26 protein-coding genes and 1 pseudogene are annotated in these 23,906 nt (G+C 64.3%); 12 read left to right on the top strand and 15 right to left on the bottom strand.

Annotated features, from left to right (window positions below):
- Positions 1–21 precede the first annotated feature (21 nt).
- From EUV02_RS14735 to EUV02_RS14745, 3 genes are read left to right on the top strand one after another with little or no spacing between them, the layout of a single operon-like run.
- Positions 22–1,311: an ActS/PrrB/RegB family redox-sensitive histidine kinase gene (locus tag EUV02_RS14735; protein WP_135247069.1), complete on the top strand. Its 1,290-nt coding sequence runs from the start codon at positions 22–24 to the stop codon at positions 1,309–1,311.
- Positions 1,312–1,343: 32 nt separating this feature from the next.
- Complete coding sequence (locus EUV02_RS14740) at positions 1,344–1,919, top strand: ActR/PrrA/RegA family redox response regulator transcription factor (RefSeq protein ID WP_243445933.1); 576 nt, start codon at positions 1,344–1,346, stop codon at positions 1,917–1,919.
- Between the two features lie 2 nt (positions 1,920–1,921).
- Positions 1,922–2,575 carry an extensin-like domain-containing protein gene (locus EUV02_RS14745; RefSeq protein ID WP_166430649.1) on the top strand — a complete coding sequence of 218 codons (654 nt, stop codon included), beginning with the start codon at positions 1,922–1,924 and terminating at the stop codon, positions 2,573–2,575.
- Between the two features lie 114 nt (positions 2,576–2,689).
- Here the strand turns inward: EUV02_RS14745 and EUV02_RS14750 are convergent, their stop codons facing one another.
- From EUV02_RS14750 to EUV02_RS14800, 11 genes are all read right to left on the bottom strand, one after another.
- A complete protein-coding gene (locus EUV02_RS14750) occupies positions 2,690–3,145 on the bottom strand; it encodes an MmcB family DNA repair protein (protein WP_135247072.1) in 456 nt (151 codons plus the stop codon).
- A gap of 137 nt (positions 3,146–3,282) precedes the next feature.
- Complete coding sequence (locus tag EUV02_RS14755) at positions 3,283–3,972, bottom strand: cell wall hydrolase (protein ID WP_135247073.1); 690 nt, start codon at positions 3,970–3,972, stop codon at positions 3,283–3,285.
- Between the two features lie 187 nt (positions 3,973–4,159).
- The gene (locus EUV02_RS14760; RefSeq protein ID WP_135247074.1) at positions 4,160–4,483 is read right to left on the bottom strand and encodes a DUF1491 family protein; all 324 of its coding nucleotides are present in this window, start codon (positions 4,481–4,483) and stop codon (positions 4,160–4,162) included.
- A gap of 21 nt (positions 4,484–4,504) precedes the next feature.
- On the bottom strand, positions 4,505–4,972 hold the full coding sequence (locus EUV02_RS14765; protein ID WP_135247075.1) for a PTS sugar transporter subunit IIA: 468 nt from the start codon (positions 4,970–4,972) through the stop codon (positions 4,505–4,507).
- A 28-nt stretch (positions 4,973–5,000) separates the two neighbouring features.
- Entirely contained in the window at positions 5,001–5,591 is a 591-nt protein-coding gene (hpf, locus tag EUV02_RS14770) for a ribosome hibernation-promoting factor, HPF/YfiA family (RefSeq protein ID WP_135247076.1), read from the bottom strand.
- A 113-nt stretch (positions 5,592–5,704) separates the two neighbouring features.
- A complete protein-coding gene (dnaQ, locus tag EUV02_RS14775; protein ID WP_135247077.1) occupies positions 5,705–6,370 on the bottom strand; it encodes a DNA polymerase III subunit epsilon in 666 nt (221 codons plus the stop codon).
- A 23-nt stretch (positions 6,371–6,393) separates the two neighbouring features.
- A complete protein-coding gene (gene coaE, locus EUV02_RS14780) occupies positions 6,394–6,999 on the bottom strand; it encodes a dephospho-CoA kinase (protein ID WP_135247078.1) in 606 nt (201 codons plus the stop codon).
- Positions 6,996–7,403, bottom strand: coding sequence for a DUF5360 family protein (locus tag EUV02_RS14785; protein WP_135247079.1), 408 nt, complete (start codon positions 7,401–7,403; stop codon positions 6,996–6,998). The genes coaE and EUV02_RS14785 overlap by 4 nt, the downstream gene beginning before the upstream one ends.
- Positions 7,400–8,206: a shikimate dehydrogenase gene (gene aroE / locus EUV02_RS14790; RefSeq protein ID WP_135247080.1), complete on the bottom strand. Its 807-nt coding sequence runs from the start codon at positions 8,204–8,206 to the stop codon at positions 7,400–7,402. The genes EUV02_RS14785 and aroE overlap by 4 nt, the downstream gene beginning before the upstream one ends.
- A gap of 145 nt (positions 8,207–8,351) precedes the next feature.
- Complete coding sequence (locus EUV02_RS14795) at positions 8,352–8,951, bottom strand: Maf family protein (protein ID WP_135247207.1); 600 nt, start codon at positions 8,949–8,951, stop codon at positions 8,352–8,354.
- 29 nt (positions 8,952–8,980) lie between these two features.
- Positions 8,981–9,823, bottom strand: coding sequence for a pyruvate, water dikinase regulatory protein (locus EUV02_RS14800; protein ID WP_243445935.1), 843 nt, complete (start codon positions 9,821–9,823; stop codon positions 8,981–8,983).
- Positions 9,824–10,179: 356 nt separating this feature from the next.
- Between EUV02_RS14800 and hemE the strand changes: the two genes are divergently transcribed.
- The 7 genes and pseudogenes from hemE (at position 10,180) to EUV02_RS14835 (ending at position 18,968) form a co-directional block, all read left to right on the top strand.
- Positions 10,180–11,211: a uroporphyrinogen decarboxylase gene (gene hemE / locus EUV02_RS14805; protein ID WP_135247082.1), complete on the top strand. Its 1,032-nt coding sequence runs from the start codon at positions 10,180–10,182 to the stop codon at positions 11,209–11,211.
- Positions 11,212–11,262: 51 nt separating this feature from the next.
- A complete protein-coding gene (locus EUV02_RS14810) occupies positions 11,263–11,703 on the top strand; it encodes a CopD family protein (RefSeq protein ID WP_135247083.1) in 441 nt (146 codons plus the stop codon).
- Positions 11,704–12,874: 1,171 nt separating this feature from the next.
- Positions 12,875–12,967: pseudogene (locus EUV02_RS16145) on the top strand (PEPxxWA-CTERM sorting domain-containing protein); the annotation flags it as partial.
- A gap of 204 nt (positions 12,968–13,171) precedes the next feature.
- Entirely contained in the window at positions 13,172–14,428 is a 1,257-nt protein-coding gene (rho, locus tag EUV02_RS14820) for a transcription termination factor Rho (protein ID WP_135247084.1), read from the top strand.
- 309 nt (positions 14,429–14,737) lie between these two features.
- Positions 14,738–16,147 (top strand): M20/M25/M40 family metallo-hydrolase, encoded by a 1,410-nt coding sequence (locus EUV02_RS14825; RefSeq protein ID WP_135247085.1) that lies wholly within the window; start codon positions 14,738–14,740, stop codon positions 16,145–16,147.
- Positions 16,148–16,167: 20 nt separating this feature from the next.
- Positions 16,168–17,577: a M20/M25/M40 family metallo-hydrolase gene (locus EUV02_RS14830; RefSeq protein ID WP_135247086.1), complete on the top strand. Its 1,410-nt coding sequence runs from the start codon at positions 16,168–16,170 to the stop codon at positions 17,575–17,577.
- On the top strand, positions 17,574–18,968 hold the full coding sequence (locus EUV02_RS14835; protein ID WP_135247087.1) for a M20/M25/M40 family metallo-hydrolase: 1,395 nt from the start codon (positions 17,574–17,576) through the stop codon (positions 18,966–18,968). The genes EUV02_RS14830 and EUV02_RS14835 overlap by 4 nt, the downstream gene beginning before the upstream one ends.
- A 13-nt stretch (positions 18,969–18,981) precedes the next feature.
- Here EUV02_RS14835 and EUV02_RS14840 read toward each other — a convergent pair whose 3' ends face one another.
- Positions 18,982–20,445 (bottom strand): phosphotransferase, encoded by a 1,464-nt coding sequence (locus EUV02_RS14840; RefSeq protein WP_166430650.1) that lies wholly within the window; start codon positions 20,443–20,445, stop codon positions 18,982–18,984.
- 175 nt (positions 20,446–20,620) lie between these two features.
- Between EUV02_RS14840 and EUV02_RS14845 the strand changes: the two genes are divergently transcribed.
- A complete protein-coding gene (locus EUV02_RS14845; RefSeq protein WP_135247089.1) occupies positions 20,621–21,280 on the top strand; it encodes a YjbE family putative metal transport protein in 660 nt (219 codons plus the stop codon).
- A gap of 88 nt (positions 21,281–21,368) precedes the next feature.
- Here the strand turns inward: EUV02_RS14845 and EUV02_RS14850 are convergent, their stop codons facing one another.
- The 3 genes from EUV02_RS14850 to EUV02_RS14860 are packed head-to-tail and all read right to left on the bottom strand — an operon-like array spanning position 21,369 to position 23,520.
- Complete coding sequence (locus EUV02_RS14850; protein WP_135247090.1) at positions 21,369–22,343, bottom strand: quinone oxidoreductase family protein; 975 nt, start codon at positions 22,341–22,343, stop codon at positions 21,369–21,371.
- Positions 22,344–22,345: 2 nt separating this feature from the next.
- Complete coding sequence (locus EUV02_RS14855) at positions 22,346–22,840, bottom strand: GNAT family N-acetyltransferase (protein WP_135247091.1); 495 nt, start codon at positions 22,838–22,840, stop codon at positions 22,346–22,348.
- Positions 22,837–23,520 (bottom strand): dienelactone hydrolase family protein, encoded by a 684-nt coding sequence (locus tag EUV02_RS14860; RefSeq protein ID WP_135247092.1) that lies wholly within the window; start codon positions 23,518–23,520, stop codon positions 22,837–22,839. Before EUV02_RS14860 ends, EUV02_RS14855 begins: the two co-directional genes overlap by 4 nt.
- A 137-nt stretch (positions 23,521–23,657) precedes the next feature.
- On the opposite strand from EUV02_RS14860, the gene EUV02_RS14865 reads away from it, so the two are divergent.
- On the top strand, positions 23,658–23,894 hold the full coding sequence (locus EUV02_RS14865; protein ID WP_135247093.1) for a DUF6489 family protein: 237 nt from the start codon (positions 23,658–23,660) through the stop codon (positions 23,892–23,894).
- Positions 23,895–23,906: the final 12 nt, after the last annotated feature.

The raw sequence follows: 23,906 nt of genomic DNA on the forward strand, positions 1-23,906 counted from the left end.
CGGCGCGCTATAACCCCGGCGATGGACAAATCGCGCTCTCTCGTTGCCGACGCGCTCGAACGTTCGGGCGTGCGCGTCCAGACGCTGGTGTTGTTGCGCTGGATCGCGATTACCGGCCAGCTCGCGACGATCGCCTTTGTCGGGCTTTACCTGCAGTTCCCGCTGCCCTGGGCGGCGCTGATTTCGGCGATTGCCGCCGCGGCCGTGCTCAATGTCGGGCTGGCGACACTGTATCCGCGCAACGCCCGGCTCGAAGGCCGCGAGGCGTTGCTCCACCTGATGTTCGACATGGCGCAGGCCGGCATCATGCTGTTCCTGACCGGCGGCCTGACCAATCCGTTCGCGGTGCTACTGCTGGTGCCGATCACCATTTCGGCGACGCTGCTGTCGGCGCGCGCCATGCTGCTGATGATGGCGCTGGGGTTGACCGTGCTGGTCATCGAATCGCGGATGCCGCTGCCGTTGCCGTGGCGCGGCGCTCCGATCGAGATGCCCGAAATCTACCATTTCGGCATCTTCATCGCGATCGCCAACGGCATGATCTTCATCGCCGGCTATGTCTGGCTGGTATCGGCTGAATCGCGGCGGCGAGCCCAAGCGCTGATCGCCACGCAGGCGGCATTGGAGCGCGAATCGCGGCTGTCGGCACTCGGCGCACTTGCGGCGGCGGCAGCGCATGAACTCGGCGGCCCGCTCGGCACGATCACGCTGATCGCGCACGAACTCGTCGAACAGCTCGGCAATGATCCCGATTTCGGCGACGACGTGCGGCTGCTCGAGGCCGAAGCCGCACGCAGCCGTGCCATATTGGTCGGCATCGCACGCCGCGCCGAGGCCGAGGACCCGTTCCCGCTGCTGACCATAGATGCGCTGCTGCACGAAGTCGTCCATGGCGTCACGCCGTCGCGTGTCCCCATCGTCATCGACACCGCGCAAGCCCCCGAGCTGCGGCTGCGCCGCACACCTGAGCTGCTACATGGCCTCAACAATCTGGTGTCGAACGCCGTGCGCCATGCCGGATCGAAGGTCGAAATCCGGCTCGAAGCCAATTCGAGCGAAATCCGGCTGCGCGTCAGCGACGATGGCGCCGGCTTCGACCGCGAACTTTTGCCGCACCTAGGTGAACCGTATCTCGGCCCGTCGCGGTCACGGTCGGGGAGCACCGGGCTGGGCATTTTCATCGCCACCACGCTCCTTGAACGCACCGGGGCGCACCTTGAATTCGGCAATCGCCCGCACGGCGGCGCGCGGGTCGACATTCGCTGGCAGCGCTCCCATATCGAAGCCACGACACCGCTCAACGTCCCCTGACCTGAACGACCAACAGGACCAAGAAGATGACCATGACCGACACCGCCCAACCGACTGCCACCGCCGATGCCGCTGTGCGCATGCCGCTGCTGCTCGTCGACGATGACGCGCCGTTCCGCCAGCGCCTGGCGATGATGCTCGAACGGCGCGGCTTCGCCGTCACCGCCGTTGCCAGCGTCGCCGAGGCGCGCAGCGCGATCGCCGGCTTTACCGCCGAAAACTACCCCAGCCATGCCGTTGTCGATATGCGGCTGGGTGATGGCAACGGTCTCGACCTCGTCGCCGAACTGCGGGCCCGCTGGCCCGAAACGCGCGTTGTCATCCTGACCGGCTATGGCAACCTCGCCACTGCAGTTTCTGCGGTGAAGGCCGGCGCAGTCGACTATCTCGCCAAACCCGCCGACCCCGAAGACATTATCGGCGCACTGCTCGCCACCGGCACCACCGCCGAAGCCCCCGCCGAGCCGATGTCGGCCGACCGCGTACGCTGGGAACACATCACCCGCGTCTATGAACTTTGCGACCGCAACGTTTCCGAAACCGCGCGGCGGCTGAAGATGCACCGGCGCACGCTGCAGCGGATTCTCGCCAAGCGCAGTCCGAAGTAGCTTTGGCGTTGCTTTCGCTTGTGGCAGCGGCGGCGGTGGCAACAACGCCGGTGCCGCCGCCGCCAAGCGTGTCAGGCAATTGGTCGGCCGAGGCCATTTTGGCTGCGCGGGTCGACTGCACGCGTTTGCTGGCCGGGCTTGATGTCACCGCCAAGCCAGTGCCGCCGATCGGTTCAGCCGACAGCTGCGGCGCCCCCGCGCCGGTCGAAGTCACCGCGATTGCCCGCGTCAAACTGGCACCCGCCGCGACGCTTACCTGCTCGATGGTGGCGGCGTTGCATCATTGGGTGACGGGCACGCTGCAACCGCTTGCGCAGTCGGTGTTGGCAACGCGCGTCACCAGCATCGCCAACGCCTCTTCCTACGTCTGTCGCAGCCGCAACCACATCGCCGGCGCCAAGATCAGCGAGCACGCCCGCGCCAATGCGCTCGACATGGCGTCCTTCACCTATGCCCGCGCCGATCTGCCGGCGGGCTGGGCGCAGTGGCTCGGTGCCGATGGCAAGCCGGTGGCCGGTAGCTTTATCGAGCGCGTGCGGTTAGGCGCTTGCAGCGACTTCACGACGGTGCTCGGGCCAGGGGCGGACGTGTATCACGGCGACCATTTCCACCTCGATATGCTGGTGCGCAAGAACGGCTACAGAATTTGCCAGTAGGCGAAGAAAGGGCCTCCGACGGGCAGGCCTGAGGCCTGCACCCGATTGAAGAGCGCCAAACAAATGGGTGCAGGCCTCAATCTTGAACAAGAGCTGGCCTGCCCGCCGGAGGCCCTAAAGAAGCTCTCCCATACCCAAAAGCCGGCTCGCCGCCCGCCGCGCAAACCGCAGCGTTTCCGATTTGCGGCGCGCGGCGTTCATCGGCACCCAGGCGGCATCGCGCAGCGCGGCGGCTTCCCAGCGATCGGCCACGAGCAGCCCGGCACGGTTGGGCTGGAACCAGGGTTCATCAAAGGGTGCTTGCGGGAAACCGAACGGCACCGCCCAGAAGTAGCGGTCGCAGTGGTCGAGATATTCGGGCCATTTGAGGTCGCCGCGCAGGTCGGCCATCGATACCTTGATTTCGACGAGCGTTATGCGGCCGTCGGCGCCGAGGCCGAGCACGTCGGCGCGGCGGTTGTTGTTCAGCGGGACTTCGGTGAGCGTCGCGATATTGTGGTCGTAGAACCAGCGCGCGACGCCGCGCGCGACGTCTTGCGCGGTGAGAATGTCGGGGGGAGTGCTCGCCATGCGCGCGAGAATAGTAGAACAAGTGGGGAACGGGAAGGGGCTTCACCCGCTCGACGGGTTACGTCATAGCAAAGCCACAAGCCTGTGCCCCGGCGCAGGCCGGGGCGGGTTCGGCGGGAGGTTCCCGCCGGCTGCGCCTACTTATAAAATACGTGGTTCCCGATGCGGCTGACCAGACGGCGGTCATTCCAGTTGGGGGCAACGCGCGTTGCGTGGAATGCCATCGCCTTGGGTGCAACGTCACGGTAGCCATCGGTCAGCGCGATCAGCGCGATAGCCTGGGCGACTTTCCAGTCGTTCGAGCCGTACGCCGGCGACCGGTTATGGGCGAAAGTGAACTGGCCGGGCTGGTAGACCACGCCGCAGATGCTGTTGGCGTAGCGGCCCGATTCGACGCGGTTCTTGATGACCTGCGCAACGGCGAGCTGGCCTTCGAGCGGTTCACCGCGCGACTCGAAATAGACTGCAGTGGCGAGGCACTTGAAGTCTTCGGTCATTTCGATCGGCACTTCGTCGGCACCGGTGGTGGCGACGAGCTTCGACAAATGTGCCGGCTGCGGCTCATCGTCGATACGAAAGTGCGGTTCGTTGTTGGCGGAAACGATTGAATCGGATTCGAGCGGCACGGCGGCGGCGCGGAGCTGCGCGGTGCGGGCGTCGATGGCGGCGAGATCCTCGGCAGTGAGGTCGGTGCCAGCTACATCGGCATAAACGGTATCATTGGTATCACCGACCGCATTGATCTGCGGTTCGGACGGCATCTGGCCTGCGGCGAGAAGCGCAAAGCTGGCAAGAGCCAAGGCGAGTACACGGCGTTTAATGGTCATTCACTCAACTGCTACCCACGTCCGGTTTTCTGTCCGCGTTGGTTTCGGCATCAATCCCGATGTTGTGGGAGCCGAAACGCGCTGGGCTGAACAAAGTCCGGGCCGCTTGGGTTAAACTTGCTGGTCCCGCCCAAGGGGCCAGCATGCGTTAATGTGCAGGTGAGCGACCGCGCCGTTAAGGTCAAGTTCAGGCGATCGGTTCGTCGATGAACCGTGCAGGATCGGGGGTGTCCAGTTCAATTACCCATAGATCGGGGTCGAATCCACGCTGGCGTTTGACCCAGTCGGCGACGGCTTCACCCTGTGCCGCGATGCGCCAGCGGTAGTCGCCGTCGGCCGCGATGGCGCGCTGGAACGCGGTCTCGGCACCGTCGCGGGCGCGGTGAATCAGGATGACCGCCCCGCTGATATCGTCGCCGCGGTGGAGCACGGTGGCAAAATCGCCGGCCGCTGACACCCGTCGCAGCAACGCGCTGGTCCAGGTCTTGGCGGTAAGGCGCGGCCCGGTCATCGTCTGCGGCCGCGTGTCGCGTCAGGCCGCGCGGTCTTGGACCGCGACACCGACGCCGAGCAGCTTCGCCAGTGCCTCGGCCGACGGCGCTGCGCGCAGCTTTTCGACCAGTGCCGCATCGCGCAACAGCCGGCTGATGCGCGCCAGCGCCTTGAGCGGCTCGGCCCCGGCTTCAATCGGCGCGAGCAGTAGCACGACAAGGTCGACAGGCGCACCGTCGAGCGCGCCATAGTCGACGGGTGTGGCAAGCGTCGCCAGCACCGCGACCATGTGATCGAGCCCGGCAAGGCGCGCGTGCGGAATCGCGATGCCGCCGCCAAAGCCTGTAGTGCCGAGCAGTTCGCGCGCATCCACCGCTTCGGCAATGCGCGCCGCATCGATGGCGCAAAACTGCGCGGCGTGGCTGGCCAATGTCGCCAGCAGTGCCGGCTTGTCCGCCGCCGACACGCCGTGGAGAACCGCCCCGGGGGGCAGCAAATCGGTAATCATGTTAAATCCGCTTCGGGTATTCTTGGTGTCAGGCGCGTGGTTCGACCCAGCCGATCGTGCCGTCTTCACGGCGATAGACCATGTTGTGCGCGCCGGTACGGCTGTTCTTGAACATCAGCGCGCCGGTGTTGCGCAGATCGAGCATCATCACCGCATCCGAAACGCTGGCATCGGGAATATCGACGCGGGTTTCGGCAATGACAACAGGGTTGTCCGCCACATCGACTTCGGCCTCTTCGGGCGCAGCCTGGAGGATGTGATAATCGGCATTGTCGAGCGCTGCGGCCGCGGCGCGCTCACCATTGCGGTCAGCGCCGGGACCGTGGCGATCCTTGAGCCGACGCATGTAGCGGCGCAGCTGCTTTTCGATGCGGTCGGCGGCGGCATCGAACGCGATATGCGCGTCGGGCGCGCGCGCCGAACCCTTCAGAATCAGGTCGGACATGACGTGCATGACGATATCGACGTTGAACGCGCTCTGCGGGGCATTCGACAGCGTCACATGCGCCCCGACGGCGCGCGAAAAATACTTGTCGGCAATCGCGTTCAATCGGGTCGAGACATGCGTGCGGAACGCTGCCCCGGTATCGACCTGATGGCCTGAGACCCGGATTTCCATTGCGTTCTCCTTCACGGTTGCGGCGGAGACTCGCGGGTCACCGCCAAGGCTGAAAACATCATGCGCCCATCAAAGGGCAAATCCTAGTTATACTACGGCATGAGCACTTAAATTCATGCTAGCCACACCGGGTCTTTCAACTTGGTGACGAAAGCCGCGTGTCGCTCGAGCTCTTCGGGCGAAGCGTGGTGTGCCCGCGCCGGAACGAGCGTCCGCTCGACAGCCGCCGCTTCGGGCTCGGCGGTTGCGGCCAGATCGAAGCCAATCTGCCGGCCACCGGTCAGTTCGACATAGACCCGCGCCAGCAATTCGGCATCGAGCAGCGCGCCATGCTTGGTGCGCGCCGACAGGTCGATCCCGTAGCGGTTGCACAGCGCATCGAGCGTGTGCTTGGCGCCCGGATGCTTCTTGCGGCTGATCTCAAGCGTGTCGATGGCGCGCGTCGGCGGTAGTTCCTTCATGCCGGCGCGGCGCAGCTCGAAATTGAGGAATGCCATGTCGAACTGGGCATTGTGCGCGACCAGCGGCGAATCCTCGATGAACGCCAGGAAGTCGTCGATCACCGCCTCGAAAATCGGCTGGCCGGTCAGGAATGCCGTCGACAGGCCGTGGACGTTTTCGGCGTCCTTGGGCATCGAACGGCATGGATCGATATAGGTGTGATAGGTGCGGCCGGTGGGCACGCGGTCGATCAGTTCGAGCGCGCCGATTTCGACAATGCGGTGGCCGTCGCCGGGCATGATGCCAGTGGTTTCGGTGTCAAAAACAATCTCACGCAAGGCGCATCTTCTACTGGAGGCAACTATAGACCCCGATATCGGCGCTTGGGGTCCTGTAGGCAAGAGACCAGGCGCTTCACAGCGCGCCATGTGGCAATTTTTCCATCGCCGGTCGGGATTACGACATCGGCACGCGCGCGCTTTTCGGCATCGGGCAGCTGGGTCTTGATAATCGCGTCGAACTTTTCGGGCGTCATCCCCGGCCGTGCCAGCACGCGTTCGCGCTGCACCTCATACGGCGCCGAGACCACCACCGTCAGATCGCAGCCCTTCCAGCCGCTGCCTTCGAACAGCAGCGGAATGTCGAGCACCACCATCGGCTTGCGGCGATTCCGGCGCCGGAACGCCAGCTGCGCCTGCCCGACCAGCGGGTGAATGATGCGCTCGAGCGTCTTCAACGCTTCCTTGTTGCCGAACACCGCCGCACCAAGCTTGGCGCGGTCGAGCCCCTGGTCCGACGTCGTGCCCGGAAACGCCGCCTCAATCAGCGGCAGTGCCGCACCCCCGCGCGCCTGCAGCTTGTGCACCTGCGCATCGGCATCGAACACCGGCACGCCTAGCCGCCGGAACATTGCCGCCACGGTGGATTTGCCCATGCCGATCGAGCCGGTGAGACCGATGATAATCATGCAAGCTCCCTGATGAGACGCGGCAACCAGTACAGCGGCAGCGCCATGAGCAACAGATTTGGAATCCACCATGAAACGTCGAAGTCGCCGGTCAAGGCCCAAAAGCTGACCGCCATAAGTCCGGCGCAGCCGGTGAGTGCCAGCGACACGATCGCCAGCCCACGCCAGCGAGCGTCACCGCGCGCCGCCAGTCGCACGCTCGCCAGTCCGGTCAGCGCGAACAACATATCCAGCGGCGCGAACGACCAGTTCCATGCATCGACAAGTGGCGTGCCATAGCCACGATACATGCTCGACGCCGGCAAGGTGATGAAACCGGTCAGCGCTAGGGCCGCTACGGACCAATACGCCAACATCGTGATATCAACCACGGCAAGCGACAGGCGCAGGCCAGACGGCATCATTTGGTCAGCAGCGCCCGAAGTTCGGCGTCATGCATGCGCGGCGCTTCAGCCCCATAGAACAGCGCAAATGCCGCCGCTGCCTGGCCAATCAGCATAGACAGCCCGTCAATCGTCGCAAGTCCGCGGGCGCGCGCCGCCTTTAGCAATGGCGTATCGAGCGGCGCATAGACACAATCGAAGACGCAGGCATCGGGCGAGAGTGGCGCGAGATCGATATCGAGCGGCGGTTGGCCGGTCATGCCGAGGCTGGTGGCGTTGATCAGCAGCGCCGCCGCCGGCAGAGTGGTGCCGGGCACCTGCACCGTGCCGACGGTCTGCATTTCGGCCAGCAACGCCGTCGCGCGGTCAGCGCTGCGGTTGACGAGTGTTACCGGTCCGCCGAGTTCCCGTGCCACCGCCAAAGCGGCGCGCGCTGCACCGCCGGCACCCAGTATCACCACCGGCCGGCCCGCAAGCGCCAGATGCGCAATCGGCCCGGCAATGCCAGCAACATCGGTGTTGTAGCCGACCAGTCCGTCGGCCGTGGCGTGCACGGTGTTGACCGCACCCACCGCCGCCGCGCCGGCATCGATCCGGTCGAGATGCGCCATCACCGCGACCTTGTGCGGAATCGTGACATTGACGCCGCGAAGGCCGAGCGCGGGCAGCGCGCGGATTGCGGTGCCGAGATTGTCGGGGTGGACGGGGAAGCGGCTATAGTCGCCGTCGAGTCCGAGTTTGGCCAGCCAGAAGCGGTGGATCCTCGGCGATTTCGAGTGCGCGACGGGCCAGCCGATAACGCCGGCTGAGGGGGGAAGAATCATTCAGGGCCTCCGGCGGGCAGGGCCTTGGGCCCTGCACCCGAATATTGGGTTGGTGCCGCATAGGCCAGTGCCGGGTCATGATGCACGGGCAAAATCCGGGTGCAGGGCCCAAGGCCCTGCCCGCCGGAGGCCCTTTGAACACTTCTCATATCGCCAACACGCCGCGCGTGCGGAGGAAATCGAGCACCGCGAGTAGCGGCAGGCCCTGGATGGTGAAATGGTCACCGGCAACGCGCGTGAACAGTTGCGCGCCGAGGGCTTCGATGCGGTAGGCGCCGACGCAGTGGATGACGTGGTCGGCTTCGGCGTCGAGGTAGCCTTCTACAAACGCGTCGGACAGCGGGCGCATGGTCAGACGGGCGGTGTCGATCTTGCGCCAGACAGCTTCGCCGTTCTGGGCGATAACGGCGGCGGAGACGAGCTGGTGTTGTTTTCCCATTAAGCTGCGCAGTTGCGCGGCAGCACGGTCGCGGGTCCCGGGTTTGTCGAGGATTTGCCCGTCGGCGGTGACGAGGATCTGGTCGGCGCCGAGGACGAGCGCAGTTGGGAATCGCCGTGACAGTTTGACCGCCTTGGTTTCGGCAAGCGCATCAGCAATGTCGCGTGGCGGTGCGCCGCGCGCGAGCAGCGCATCACGGATACCCTCCTCATCAACGTTGGGCGACACGGCCTCGAACGCCACTCCGGCAGCGCTCAACATCGCGCGCCGCGCCGAAGACTGAGAAGCCAGAATCAATGTGTCCAGCTTCAAGCTGGCCGCCGGAGGCTCTTGAATCACTTCGCGCCTTCTTGGTCTTCCCGCGCCTGAACCAGATTAATGATCGCAGCGGCGGTTTCCTCGATCGAGCGGCGGGTGACATCGATGACGGGAATATCGTGGTCGGCGAACAGCCGGCGCGCGAAGGCGACTTCGGCGGCGACGACATCATTGTCGACATAGTCGGTATCAGGGGTTTGGCCCATCGTCAGCAGGCGGTTGCGGCGGACGGCGACGAGGCGGTCGGTCGAGGTGGTGAGGCCGACGAGCAGCGGCTTAGTCAGCCGGAACAGTTCGGGCGACGGCGGTGACTGTGTAACGATCGGCATGTTGGCGGTCTTGTAGCCGCGGTTGGCGAGGTAGATTGAGGTGGGGGTTTTGGACGATCGCGACACGCCGATGAGCACGATATCGGCTTCATTCCAGTCGTCCTGTCCGGCGCCATCATCGTGCGCCATCGTGTAGTTGATGGCATCGACACGGCGGAAATAGGCGGCGTCCATGATGTGCTGACGGCCTGGGCGGGTGGTGGCGGTCTGGCCGAGCAGCAGCGACAGTGCGTTGATCGTCGGGTCGAGCGCCGAGACGAACGGCAGTCCCAACGCGATGCAGCGCGATTCGAGCAGGTTGCGAACGCCGCCGTTGACCAAGGTGTAGAGCACCAGCCCGGGGCGCTTGGCGACTTCGTCGAGGACGCGTTCGAGATGGCCTTCGGAGCGCACCATCGGCCAGAAATGCTTGATCGCCTCGACCCCCTCGAAGCGCGCCAGCCCGGCCTTGGCGACCGACTCGAGCGTTTCGCCGGTCGAGTCGGAGACCAGGTGCAGGTGCAGCCGCGTCGTCAAATCGGGAGTCTCCAAAAATGGCCGCCGCACAAGGCTGTGGATAAGCACTGCGTGACGACACTGGCGCCGGTTGTGCAACGCCGGGCTTGCCAACGTCAACGCAGCGACGGCGATTTATCCACAGCGCTTCAACAGGTGAAAGAATCCACAGAAGCGCCTGTGGACAACGGGGACAGTTTTCGCGACTCGCCGAGTCTGCGCGATTTGAACGACGCTTTCACTGTGGGTTGAATCGGGCATGGGACAAGACAGGGCTTTGTCCACAGCACTACAACCTTCACTAGAATCTATTTCTAGAATCAGATTGAAGTGGTGCGGTGGTGACTCGGCTCGGGGCTTGACGGCGGGCAGCGTGTGCGGTGAGGAAAGCTATGAACCAGAATCCGTCTCCCCTGCTTGCCGTGCTATCTGGCGAACGCATCGATCCACCGCCGGTGTGGCTGATGCGCCAGGCGGGTCGCTATCTGCCCGAATACCGGGCGTTGCGCGCCGAAAAGGGCGGATTCCTCAATCTCGTTTATGACAGCGAGGCGGCCGCCGAAATTACCCTGCAGCCGGTCAGGCGCTTCGGTGTCGATGCGGCAATCCTGTTTTCGGACATTCTGATCGTCCCGCATGCGATGGGTCAGGCACTGAGCTTCGGCGTCGGTGAAGGGCCCAAGCTCGAACCGGCGCTGCTCGATGGCGGCTTCGAAGCACTGACGCCGGCACCGCGCCATTTCGCGCCGATCTATGAGACCGTGCGCCGCGTACGTGCCGCGCTGTCGCCCGAAACCGCGCTGATCGGTTTTGCCGGCAGCCCGTGGACGGTCGCAACCTATATGGTCGCCGGCCACGGCAGCAAGGATCAGGAAGCCGCGCGGCGGCTGGCCTATCGCGACCCGATGGCGTTCCGGTTGCTGATCGACCGCATCGTCGCGGTCACTGTCGATTATCTGTCGGGGCAGATTGAAGCTGGCGCGCAGGTCGTTCAGTTGTTCGACAGCTGGTCGGGCAGCCTCGCACCCGCCGAATTCGAACGCTGGGTCATCGCCCCGACTGCCGATATCGTCGGCCGGCTGATGGTCCGCCACCCGCAAATCCCGGTCATCGGCTTCCCCAAGGGCGCCGGCGCCAAGCTCGGCGCCTATGCCGCGCAAACAGGCGTTGATGCCGTCGGGCTCGACGAATCCGTCGATCCGGCATGGGCGGACGCGATCCTGCCGCCAGGGCTGCCGGTGCAGGGCAATATTGATCCACTGGCACTGATCGCCGGCGGTCGTGCGCTTGCTGAAAATATCGCACGGATCCGCGCGGCGTTCGACAAGCGTCCGCATATCCTCAATCTCGGTCATGGGATTTTGCAGGATACGCCGATTGCGCATGTCGAGCAGCTGCTCGCGCAGGTGCGCGCGAATGCTTGAAGGGCCTCCGGCGGGCAGGCCAGTCACTGACAAAGACCGGGCCTGCACCCGATGATTGGCTGGTTGGGCGGCGCGTACCTATGGGTTAAGGCGTTTCACGTTATCTTCGTGATTTTCTGGATGGCGGGGCTGTTCATCCTGCCGCGCTATCTGGTGCATCATACCGCGACTGTGCCGGGATCGCCTGAAGACGCCGAATGGATCAAGCGCGAAATGCTGTTGCGCCGGATGATCCTCAACCCCGCCAGCATCCTGACCTGGGCACTGGGGCTCTGCCTCGCCGGCAGTCTGGGGTTCGACTATCCGTGGCTGTGGGCGAAGTTTGGGTTCGTCGTGCTGCTCACCGGCTATGACCATTGGGCCGTCGCAACGTCAAAAAAACTGGCGCGCGGACTACGACCCTATGCCGAACGCCGGCTGCGCATGCTCAACGAAGTGCCGGCGCTGTTGATCATCGCCATCGTTATCATGGTGGTGGTCAAGCCAAGCTAATTTAATTTGTCACAAGTTTCCGATTGACGGCGCGCATGCTGGCACTACGAATCAAGCAGTTGTTAAAATGGGGGAAAATATGAAGATTCAGTTTACAATAGCTGCTGTTGCGGTTGCCTTGCTTGCGTCCGCAGCGCCGGCGCTTGCCGTGAAGCATTACAAGATCGTCGACCTCGGAATTCCCGCTGGAAGCCAGAGCTCGGTGGCACGCGCCATCAGCAGCAGTGGCGTCATTGCGGGCGAAGCCGGCGCGGGACAGGGCGCCAATACCGGTTACCGGATGGATGGTGGCTTGACGGTGTTGCCGACACTAAGCGGCGGCACCAATTTTGTGACGCGCGGCGTCAATGACGCCGGTGTCGTCGCGGCGACGGTTCAGGGTGTCGGTCTTGACGATCGCGCCGTGCTGGCGACCACCGGCGGGGTCACCCAGCTCGGCAACGTTGCCGGCTTTGCAGCCGCGGGCGCGCTCGATGTCAACAACAGCGGCATCGCTGTCGGCTATGTGCTGGACAGTGGTTCCAATGGCGGCATCGAAGGCAATTTGCCGCTAATGTCAAATTTCGTCGGAAGTCAGAAGGCTACGGTTTGGACGGGTGGTACCGGAACCACGCTGTCGGGCGTGGCTGGATCAGTCAACAGCATTGCAGTTGCGCTCAATGATGCCGGTCAGGTTGCCGGCATGTACAGGACCAGCACCAATCGCACTCAAGGCGTGATCTGGAACGGTGGAGTCGCTTCGGCACTGGCCAATCCTGTCGGCCAGTCGCAGGCGCGCATTCGTGCGATCAGCGAAGCGGGTTGGGTCGCCGGCCAAACAAGTGGTACGCTGGGCTTTCACGGTACGGTCTGGTCGCCGACGGCGTCTTATCTGCTGCCGATGTTCACCAACCCCAACAACGAAGTCGATAACGCTCGCGGGATCAACAGTGCGGGTACGGTTGTCGGTTTTGCGCAGCAGTTTGATGATAATGGCGATCAGATTGCGCAGATCCACACGCTGTGGGATTTCGATGGTACCAGCTACACCGCCTATGATTTGACGTCGTTGATCGTCAATTTCACTGGTTGGAGCTTTGCTGCCGGCGCGCCGCAGGCCATCAACGATAGCGGTGATATCGTCGGCTTCGGGCTGGCGCCCGATGGATTCGAGCACGGTTATCTGCTGACCGCGGTTCCCGAACCAGCAAGCTGGGCGATGATGATTGGCGGCTTCGGCATGATCGGTGGTGCGCTCCGCCGCCGCCGCGTTGCTGTTGCCTGATTGAATGGGTGCGGGGCCCCTGTGCCCCGCACCCACCCAAACAAATGGGTGCAGGGGCAAGCCCCTGCCCGTCGGAGGCCCTTGACGCCTCCCATCTTCGCGCCTATCGCGACCGTAGCGCCGCCATCCTGGCGGCTCGCTCCCCCGGCCATCGCTATTCCCCATAGACGAAAGCGCCCGGGCATCTGACGAGACCAGACCCACATGCATCTTAGCGATTTGAAGCGCAAAACTCCCGCCGAACTGGTGGCCATGGCCGAAGAACTCGGCGTCGAAAACGCTTCCACCCTGCGCAAGCAGGACATTTTATTCTCGATTCTCAAGGCGTTGGCCGATAACGGCACGCTTATCATGGGCAGCGGCACGATCGAGGTCATGCCCGACGGCTTCGGCTTCCTGCGTTCGGCGGAATCGAACTATCTCGCCGGCCCCGACGACATTTACGTGGCGCCCGTGCAGGTCCGCAAATTCGGCATGCGCACCGGCGACACCATCGAAGGCGAGATCCGCGCGCCCAAGGACGGCGAGCGTTATTTCGCGCTGACCAAGCTGATTGCGATCAACTTCGACGACCCTGATGTTGTCCGCCACCGCGTCAATTTCGACAACCTGACGCCGCTGTACCCGGATGAAAAGCTGCGCCTCGACACGCTTGATCCGACGATCAAGGACAAGAGCGCGCGCGTCATCGACATCGTCAGCCCGCAGGGCAAGGGCCAGCGCGCGCTGATCGTGGCGCCGCCGCGCGTCGGCAAGACCGTGCTGCTGCAGAACATCGCCAAGGCGATCAGCCACAATCACCCCGAAGTTTACCTGATAGTGCTGCTGATCGACGAGCGCCCCGAAGAAGTCACCGACATGCAGCGTTCGGTGGTCGGCGAAGTCATCAGTTCGACGTTCGACGAACCCGCGCAGCGCCACGTCCAGGTCGCCGAAATGGTCATCGAAAAGGCCAAGCGGCTCGTCGAGCACAAGCGCGACGTGGTGATCCTGCTCGACTCAATCACCCGCCTGGCACGCGCCTACAACACCGTGGTGCCGAGTTCGGGCAAGGTGCTGACCGGCGGTGTCGACGCCAACGCACTTCAGCGCCCGAAGCGCTTCTTCGGCGCGGCGCGCAACATCGAAGAAGGCGGTTCGCTTTCGATTATCGCCACCGCGCTGATCGACACCGGCAGCCGCATGGATGAAGTCATCTTCGAAGAGTTCAAGGGCACCGGTAACAGCGAAATCGTCCTCGACCGCAAGATCGCCGACAAGCGCGTCTTCCCGGCGATCGATATCGGCAAGTCGGGCACCCGCAAGGAAGAATTGCTCGTCGACAAGAACGTGCTGTCGAAGATGTGGGTGCTGCGCCGCATACTGATGCAGATGGGCACGATCGATGCGATGGAGTTCCTGCTCGACAAGATGAAGGACTCGAAGAGCAACGAAGACTTTTATGATGCGATGAATCACTGACGAGGCGCGGCGCGCACCAAGGTGAAATTTGCGCTTCGCTAATTTCGACTTGGGGCGTGACTCGCGCCCGTCCGGCCGGCGAGGCGGGCGGCGCACTTGCCGCCCGAACTCGGCCGACGGCGTGGCTTGGCCACGCTCTTCCTTACTTCCTACCTGCCTTCTCACCCCATTCCGGCAAACACCCCGCGTACCCGCGGCGCGGCTTTGCCGCGCCCCAAACCCACCCCGCCAAATCAACATTGCATCGCCGCACATAACCCCTAGGATACCCCCATAAACCCGCACAAAGCGGCCACTAAGGGGTACCCAATGTCACCAGTCGCGCGCGCCTTCGGCGCCGTCATCGCCACGTTGCTCGCCGCCCAAACCCAGGCGCAAACGTTGCGCCCCGACCAGACCCAGTTCCGCGCGCTCTACAAGGAACTCGTCGAAACCAACACGACGCTGTCGGCCGGCAGCTGCACGCTCGCGGCGCAGCGCATGGCGGCGCATCTCAAGACCGCCGGCTTCAAGGACAGCGAACTCAACGTCTTCAGCGTGCCGACCAACCCCAAGGAAGGCGGCCTCGTCGCGGTGCTGCCGGGCAGCGACCCCAAGGCCGGCGCGATCCTGCTGCTCGCCCACCTTGATGTCGTCGAGGCCAACCGCGCCGACTGGACGCGCGACCCGTTCGTGCTGGTCGAGGAGAATGGCTGGTTCTATGCGCGCGGCGCGTCCGACGACAAGGCGCAGGCGGCGATCTTTACCGACACGATGGCGCGCCTCAAGGCCGGCAAGCCGCCGCACCGCACGCTCAAGTTGGCGCTGACCTGCGGCGAGGAAACCGGCGGCGCGTTCAACGGCGCCGAGTGGCTGGTCAAGAACCACAAGGACTGGATCGCCGCCGATTTCGCGTTGAACGAAGGCAGCGTCGGCATCCGCAACAAGGAAGGCAAGCATGTCTCGCTCGGCATGCAGGCTGGCGAAAAAGTCTATCAGGACTTCCGCATCGAGGCGACCAATCCCGGTGGACACAGCAGCCGGCCGCGCCCCGACAACGCCATTTACGAACTCGCCGCGGCGCTGGTGCGGATCGGCCAATATGAATTTCCGGTGCAGTTCAACGACACGACGCGCGCCTATTTCACCGAGACCGCCAAGCTGACCGGCGGCGAAACCGGCGCTGCGATGACGGCGCTGCTCGCCAACCCCAACGACGCGGCGGCCAATGCCATCGTGTCGAAGGACCCGACTTTCCATTCGATGCTGCGCACCACCTGCGTTGCGACTGAGCTCGATGGCGGTCACGCCAAGAACGCGCTGCCGCAGCGCGCCGGCGCCAACATCAATTGCCGGATGTTCCCCGGCGACCCGATCGAGAACGTCCGCGCACAGCTGGTCAAGGCTGCTGCCGATGCGTCGATGACGGTCAAGCCGACCGGCGAAATCAGCCCGACGCCGCCGCCACCGCCGCTGACGCCGTTGGTCTATGGCACCGCCAAGACGATCGCTGCCAAGCACTTCCCCGGCGTGCCATTGCTGCCTGCGATGTCGACCGGCGCCACCGATGGACGCTTCCTCAACGCCGATGGCATCCCGACCTACGGCGTGCCGGGGCGGTTTTCCGACCCCGACGGCAACGGCGTCCACGGCCTTAACGAACGCAAGTCGGTCGCTGGCCTCTATGCCGAGCGCGACTATTTGTATGACCTGATCGTCGCTTATGCGGCGGCGCCGTGATTGGGTTCGAGGGGAACACAATGTTGAAGCTTCTAGGTACCGCGCTGTTCGCAGCGGCACTGGCGCTGCCCGTAGCGGCGCAAACGCCGCGCCCCGATCAGGCGCAGTTCCGCGCGCTCTACAAGGAGCTGGTCGAGACCAACACGACGCACAGCACCGGCAGCTGCACGCTGGCGGCGCAGCGCATGGCGGCGCACCTGAAGACTGCAGGGTTTGCCGATGCCGACCTCAATGTCTTCGTGCCGCCGGGATTTCCGCTCGACGGTGGGCTGATCGCGACGCTACCCGGCAGTGACCCCAAAGCGGCGGCAATCATCCTTCTCGCGCATCTCGATGTCGTCGAGGCCAAGCGCGAGGACTGGACGCGCGACCCGTTCGTGCTGATCGAGGAGAACGGCTATTTCTATGGCCGCGGCAGCATCGATGACAAAAGCCAGGCGGCGATCTTCACCGACTCGATGGCGCGCTTGAAGGCCAAGAAACCACCGTTGCGCACGATCAAGCTGGTGCTGACCTGCGGCGAGGAAAGCGGCGCGCGCATCAACAATATCCGCTGGCTGATCGACAACCACCGCGACTGGCTGAACGCCGCGTTCGCGCTCAACGAAGGTGGCAGCGGCACGCTCGACGCGCAGGGCAAGCCGCAGACGCTGGGCTTCCAGGCCGGCGAAAAGGTCTCGCAGAACTTCCGGCTCGAAGCGACCAACCCCGGCGGCCACAGCAGCATGCCGCGCCCCGATAACGCCATTTATGACCTGTCGCGCGGGCTGGTCGGGCTCGCGGATTACCAGTTCCCGGTGATGTTCAACGACACCACGCGCGGCTATTTCGGCGCAATGGCGGGGATCGTCGGCGGCGACACCGGCAAGGCGATGACCGCGCTGCTCGCCAACCCGCAGGATGTGGCCGCAGACGCCATCGTCTCGAAGAACGCCGCCTGGCATTCGATGCTGCGCACGACCTGCGTCGCGACGCTGACCGAGGGCGGCCATGCCATCAACGCACTGCCGCAGCGCGCCAGCGCCAACGTCAATTGCCGGATGTTCCCCGGCGATCCGGCGGCGAATGTGCAGGCACAGTTGGTCAAGGCAATGGGCAGCACCGGCGTGACGGTCACCGCGGTGCCGCCGGTCAACCCGACACCGCCGCCACCGCCGTTGACGCCGCTGGTGTTTGGCACCGCCAAACATATCGCGGCCAAGCATTTCCCCGGCGTGCCGGTGCTGCCGATGATGCTGACCGGCGCCACCGACGGCCGCTTCCTGACCGGTGCCGGCGTGCCGACCTACGGCGTGCCCGGTGCCTTCCTCGCCGAAGACAGCGGCATGCACGGGCTCAACGAGCACGTCAGCGTCGCCGGGCTGTATGCGCAGCGCGACTATCTGTTCGACCTTATCCAGGCCTATGCCGCAACCAAGGATACGCAATGACCTTCAAAGCCCTGCTGCTTGCCGCGTTGATCGCCGCACCGGCGACCGCGCAGCCGATCCGCCCCGATCAGGCAGCATTCCGCGAGCTCTACAAGGAGCTGGTCGAAACCAACACGACGCTGTCATCGGGCAGCTGCACCGATGCGGCGGCGAAGATGGGCGCGCGACTTAAGGCGGCCGGATTCAGCGACGCCGACATCACTTACTATTCGACCTCCGAAAAACCCAAAGAGGGTGGGCTGGTAGCGGTGCTGCGCGGCAGCGATCCGCACGCCAAGCCAATGCTGCTGCTCGCGCATATCGATGTCGTCGAAGCCAAGCGTGCAGACTGGACGCGCGACCCGTTCACGCTGGTTGAGGAAGGTGGCTATTTCTATGCGCGCGGCGCCACCGACGATAAAGCCCAGGCAGCGATCTGGACCGACTCGCTGATCCGCTACAAGCAGAGTGGCTACAAGCCGGCGCGCAGCATCAAATTGGCGCTCACCTGCGGCGAGGAAACCACCAGCGCCTTCAACGGCGCGCAGTGGCTGGCGACCAACCGCCCCGACCTGATCGCGGCCGAATTCGCCCTAAATGAGGGCGGCGGCGGCATGCTCGATGCGAGCGGTCGTCCGGTGCTGCTGGCGATGCAGGTCGGTGAAAAGGACGTGCAGAATTACTGGCTCGAAGTCACTAACCCGGGCGGCCACAGCTCGCGCCCCGTGCCCGAAAACGCCATCTACCGTTTGGCGGCAGCGGTGACCAAGGTCGGCGAGCATGAATTCCCGGTGACCTTCACGCCGACCACGCGCGGCTTCTTCGGCGGTATGAGCAAGATTCTTGGCGGTGAAACCGGTGCCGCGATGACGGCATTGCTCGCCAACCCGAATGATGCGGCGGCGAATGCCATCGTGTCGAAGGACCCGAGTTTCCATTCGATGCTGCGCACGACGTGTGTCGCAACTTTGCTCGATGCCGGTCACGCCAACAACGCGCTGCCGCAGCGCGCCCGTGCCAACATCAACTGCCGCATCATCCCCGGTGAAACCAAGGCTAGCGTTCAGGCGGAACTGGCGCGGGTCATCAATGATCCGAAGGTCAGCATCACTCCCGAAGCTACAACGCGGCCGGTCGCGACCGAACCCAAGCTGGACCCGAAGATCGTCGACCCGGCGAAGACGCTTGCGGCCAAATATTTCCCCGGCGTGCCGATGCTGCCGGTAATGTCGACGGGCGCCACCGATGCCATCTTTCTGACCGGCATCCCGACCTATGGCGTCCCCGGCGTGTTCGGCGACCTGGACGGCAACGGCGCGCACGGCCTGAACGAGCGCATCCGTGTCAAATCGGTCTACGAAGGCCGCGACTATCTGTACGACCTGGTAAAGGCCTACGCCGGCGGCAAGTGACGCGGTAGCGCGATCACGGCCTGAAGCACTGCCAGTCGGTCAGTGCGGCGACGTTGCGTTCGACCAGCGTCATCAGCAGGCGATCCTCGGCGTCGCCGGCGGGTACGGCCAGCACCGCGCCGGCTGAAAAGTGCAGCGCGATGGGCAGGCACGCCTTGAATTCGGCGCGAGCCCGGTCGAGCGAATAGCCGGGATCGACACGCGCGATGATCGCCTGGTGCGCGGCGATGAGATCGTCCTCGATCGCGCGGCGGTCTTCGGGTGAGACCGAGCCGGCAAGGAAATAGGCGAGGTCGAACATCGGGCTGCCATAGTCGGCAAACTGCCAGTCGATCAGCCAGGCGCGGTGCCCGTCGGTCAGGTCCTCGAACAGTACGTTATCGACGCGGGGTTCACCATGGATCAGCGTCGCCCCGTCGGGAAGCTCGCGCACGATGCTTTCGGCGTGCACCGCAAAATGATCGATCGCATCGAGGCACGCCGGCGCAATCCGTCCCGCGAAGCGTTCGCGGAACACCGGTGCCGCGGCAAGCTGCGTCTCGGCTGCCTGTGCAGCACTGTTCTTGCGGTCGAACAACCAGCTCGCCGCGGCCAGGTCGGAATGCTGCCAATAGGCCGCGTGCAGCTTGGCGAGCTCTGCACCCACCGCGCGCGCCTCGGCGCGGGTGCAGCCACTGACCTGATCGACGGCGCGGGTCTGGCCGGTGAGGTCCTGCAGCACCAGATTGAGCGTGCGGCCATCGGCGCCGGCGTTGCTCCAATAGCAGCGCGGTGTCGCCAGTGGCGGCTCGGCGCCCAAGAAGGCGTAAACCGCCGCCTCACGTTGATAGACGCTCTGCGCCGCTGCGATATCCGCCACGCCGGCAGTGGTCGAGGTCAGTTTGCATACCACCGATCGTACCGCCTTTTCGGCATTGGCGTTGTAGGTGATGGCGGTGCGGCCGGTGATCGACAGAAAGCCATGGCCGATAGGCACCGATCCGGTGATCGAAATCCGAGGTACCGTGACGCCGGCGTGGTGGAACACCGCCTGCAGCCATTCGGGTGTGACCTGATCAAGGCGCGAAATCATCGGCGGCTCGGCGTAGTGGCTCGCCACCGATGCGTCGCCTTTGCGGCCCCAGCGGCCGGCGACATAGCTCGAGTTCCAGCAATCGGTGAACTTGCCGTCGACAGCCTTGAAGACTTCGATACCGCAAAGCTCGATGCGGTCGCCCTTGCGCGTGTGCATGTTCCAGACCGAAGTGACATATTCGTCGTCGGCCAGCAGCACTTCATGTTCGAAATAGGGTTCGGAAGACGCGCTCTGCTGGCGCACGCGCGCGATCTGGTCTTCCAGTGACAATTCGGTGGTGCTGCCGGGGTCGTGACGGATGATCGGATCGGCGCAAAGCTCGCGGATCATGTCGGCGTTGCGATTGTTCCAGACCTCCGCCCAATACAGTTCGATAAGCTCGCGCGGACTGCGATGGGCCACGATCATTTCCCCGATTGATTGTTGTTGGGCGAACTATCAACAGCATGCGGCAACCCCGTCAAGCATGCCGCTCGCTTGCACCACACGGCGCACACCGCGCTGCGACAGGCTCTAAATCGGCTAGCGACACTGCCGGGGCTTGCGCGACCGCGCGGCTTGGGCGACAGCAGCAGCCATGGATTTCGCTTCACTGTTCACGCCTGCCGCGCTGGCTGCTTTCGGGCAGGTGGTGCTGATCGACGTGGTGCTAGCCGGCGACAATGCGATTGTCGTCGGCGCATTGGCCGCCGGGCTGCCGCCGGCGCAGCGCAAGAAGGTCATCATGATCGGCATCGCCGCCGCGCTGGTGCTCCGCATCATCTTTGCGCTGGCGGTGAGCTGGTTGCTGCAGGTCGTCGGGCTGATCCTCGCCGGCGGTTTGCTGCTCATGTGGGTGGCGTGGCGCATGTGGCGCGAACTGCGCCATGAGGGAATCATCGCCGGCGACAGTCCGGTCGAGGATTTCGACATGGGTGTCGGCGATGCCGCACCGTTGAAGTCACCCAAGAGCTTTGCCGCAGCTGCCTGGTCGGTCGCACTCGCCGACGTCTCGATGAGTCTCGACAATGTGCTCGCGGTCGCAGGCGCGGCGCGCGACCATCCCGGCATCATGGTCGCCGGGCTGCTGTTGTCGGTGGCGCTGATGGGCCTCGCCGCCAACATCATCGCGCAATACATCGAACGCTACCGCTGGATCGCCTATGTCGGGCTGGCGGTGATCGTCTGGGTGGCGATCAAGATGATCTGGGAAGGCTGGCACGAGGTCGCACCGCACGTCGCGCCGTTGTTCGGTTAAGTAAAGCCTCCGGCGGGCAGGGCCTCAGGCCCTGCACCCGAATTCAAAAAGGGTGCAGGCCTCTGGCCTGCCCGCCGGAGGCCCTTTTCTAACACATCAAAAGCGTCGACCCCGTGGTCGCCCGCGCCTCAAGGTCACGGTGCGCCTGCGCGGCGTCGCCGAGCGCGTAACGCTGGTCGATCCGTACATCGAGCACTCCGCGCGCCACCAGGTCGAGCACGCGCCCGGCGTAGCGTTCGATCTCGTCGCGGTTGGTGTAGTAATCGAACAGCGTCGGGCGTGTCGCAAACAGCGAGCCCTTGCGCGCCAGGATGGCGAAGTCGACTGCGCCGACAGGCCCGCTGGCGTTACCGAAGCTGGCGAGCAGCCCACGGCGTTTGAGCGAGTCGAGCGAGCCTTCGAACGTCGATTTGCCGACGCCGTCGAACACGACGTCGACGCCGCGGCCGTCGGTAAGTTCGCGGACGCGTGACGCCACCGCGTCGCGGCTGTAGACGATCATCGCATCGGCGCCGGCGGCGGTGGCCAGTGCGGCCTTGGCGTCGCTGCTCGCGGTGCCGATGACGCGGGCGCCGATGTGCTTGAGCCATTGCACCAGCAGCAACCCGACGCCGCCGGCGGCCGCTTGCACCAGCACCGTCTGCCCTGCTTCGACCTTGCCGCAGCGTTCGACGAGGAACTCGGTGGTGCAGCCCTTGAGCAGGACGGCGGCGGCAACTTCATCCAATACACCGTCGGGCAGTTTGACGACGCGGTCGGCAGCGATCAGTCGGTGCGTGGCATAGCCGCCAATCGGGCCCCAGCAATAGCCGACGCGGTCGCCGACGCGCAGGGTATCGACGCCTGCGCCGACGGCTTCGACAACCCCCGCACCTTCCAGTCCGATGCCGCTCGGCAACGGCATCGGATACAGGCCGGTGCGGTGATAGGTGTCGATATAGTTGAGCCCCGCGACGGTCTGGCGCAGGCGGATTTCACCGGGGCCCGGATCGCCGACTTCTACATCCACTAGCCGCAGCACTTCGGGGCCACCAATCGCGTCAAATCGTATCGCCTGTGCCATGTTCAGTCCTTCAGAGTCAGTTGCATGAATACCAGATCGAGCCAGCGTTCGAACTTCCAGCCGACTTCCGGCATGCGGCCGGTTTCGACAAAGCCCAGCGCTGCATGAAAGGCAATGCTGGCGTCATTCGAGCCGTCGATACCGCCGACCATGACATGCCGGCCATCGGCTTTGGCTGCAGCAATCAGCGCCAGCATCAGCGCGCGACCGACACCTTTGCTGCGGTCATGCTGCGCAACATAAACCGAATGCTCGACCGTTGCGGCATACGCCGGGCGGGCGCGAAACGGCCCGTAGCTGGCGAAGCCGATTGTATCGCCATCGACATCGGCAACCAGCACCGGCCAGCCGCCGGCGTTGCGTTCAGCCAGCCAGCCAGCCTGCTCGTCGAGCGTGCGCGGTTCATATTCGAACAGCGCGGTGCTGTTCAGTATTGCGTCGTTGACGATGTCGAGGATCGCCGGCACGTCCCGTGCCTGCGCGGCGCGAACGATCACCGCAGATGTGCTGCGAAAAAGTCGCGCGACCGCGCATCGGCGATTTCGGCGAGTGCCGGCACACGTGAACTGCCACTGTGGCGCGCGAAGGCGTGATCGGCGTCATAGTCGTGGATGGTTACGTGGCGGTTGCCATCCAGTGCTGCATGAATCGCCGCTTGTGATGCTGCCGGCACGAAGCCGTCTGCCGTGGCGATGTGAAGCATCAACGGCTTGCCGATGGCGTGTTGCTCATCGAGCCGGGTATCGATGCTGACGCCGTAATAGCCGATGCTGGCATCGCTGTCGGTCCGCGTCGCGCACAGATAGGCGAGGAAGCCGCCGAGGCAATAGCCGATGACGCCGACTTTGCTGCAGCCTTTGCTGCGCAGCAATTCGATCGCCGCCTCAATGTCGGCGACCGCTTTGGTGCCGTCGAAACGCTCCATATGGCCGAGTGCGCGTTGGAACTCCGCGGGCACATCGGCGTCGAGTTCGATGCCATGTTCCTGGCGCCAGAACAGGTCGGGTGCAATCGCGTGATAACCCAGTGCCGCCCAGTTTTCGACCATCGCGCGGATGCCGGCGTTGATGCCGAAAATATCCTGGATGACCACGATGCCGGCGGTGCCGCTGCCGGCCTCATAGGCCTTGAAACTGCCACTGCCATCAAGTGCGTCGAGTTGGGTAAATGCGCCCATTATGCGTCTCCACTGCGTGCGGTCGGGATAGCCGCTTTATGGCACATTTCGCGCGCCTGCTGCCACCGGTGTGTCGTCACTTGGCGATCCGCGGCGCGACCGTTAGACTGAGCGCCGCATCCAGGAGCACGGCCGCCATGAAGATCACCTTCGATATTGATTGCACACCGCAGGAGGCGCGCACCCTGATGGGCCTGCCCGACCTCGAGCCACTGCACGAGCTTTATCTCGAACGCATGCGCGGCTTCATCACCGAGGGGCTGACGCCCGCCGATTTCGAGCGGCTGGCGCGCAACTGGTTGCCCGGCATGGCCGACGGTTTCGAAAAGTGGCGCAGTGTCTTCCTCGGCGGTGCCGGCAAGACAAAGAGCTGAGCTGCGGCGACG

Source organism: Glacieibacterium arshaanense (assembly GCF_004681125.1).
In the GTDB taxonomy this organism is placed as follows: domain Bacteria; phylum Pseudomonadota; class Alphaproteobacteria; order Sphingomonadales; family Sphingomonadaceae; genus Polymorphobacter_A; species Polymorphobacter_A arshaanense.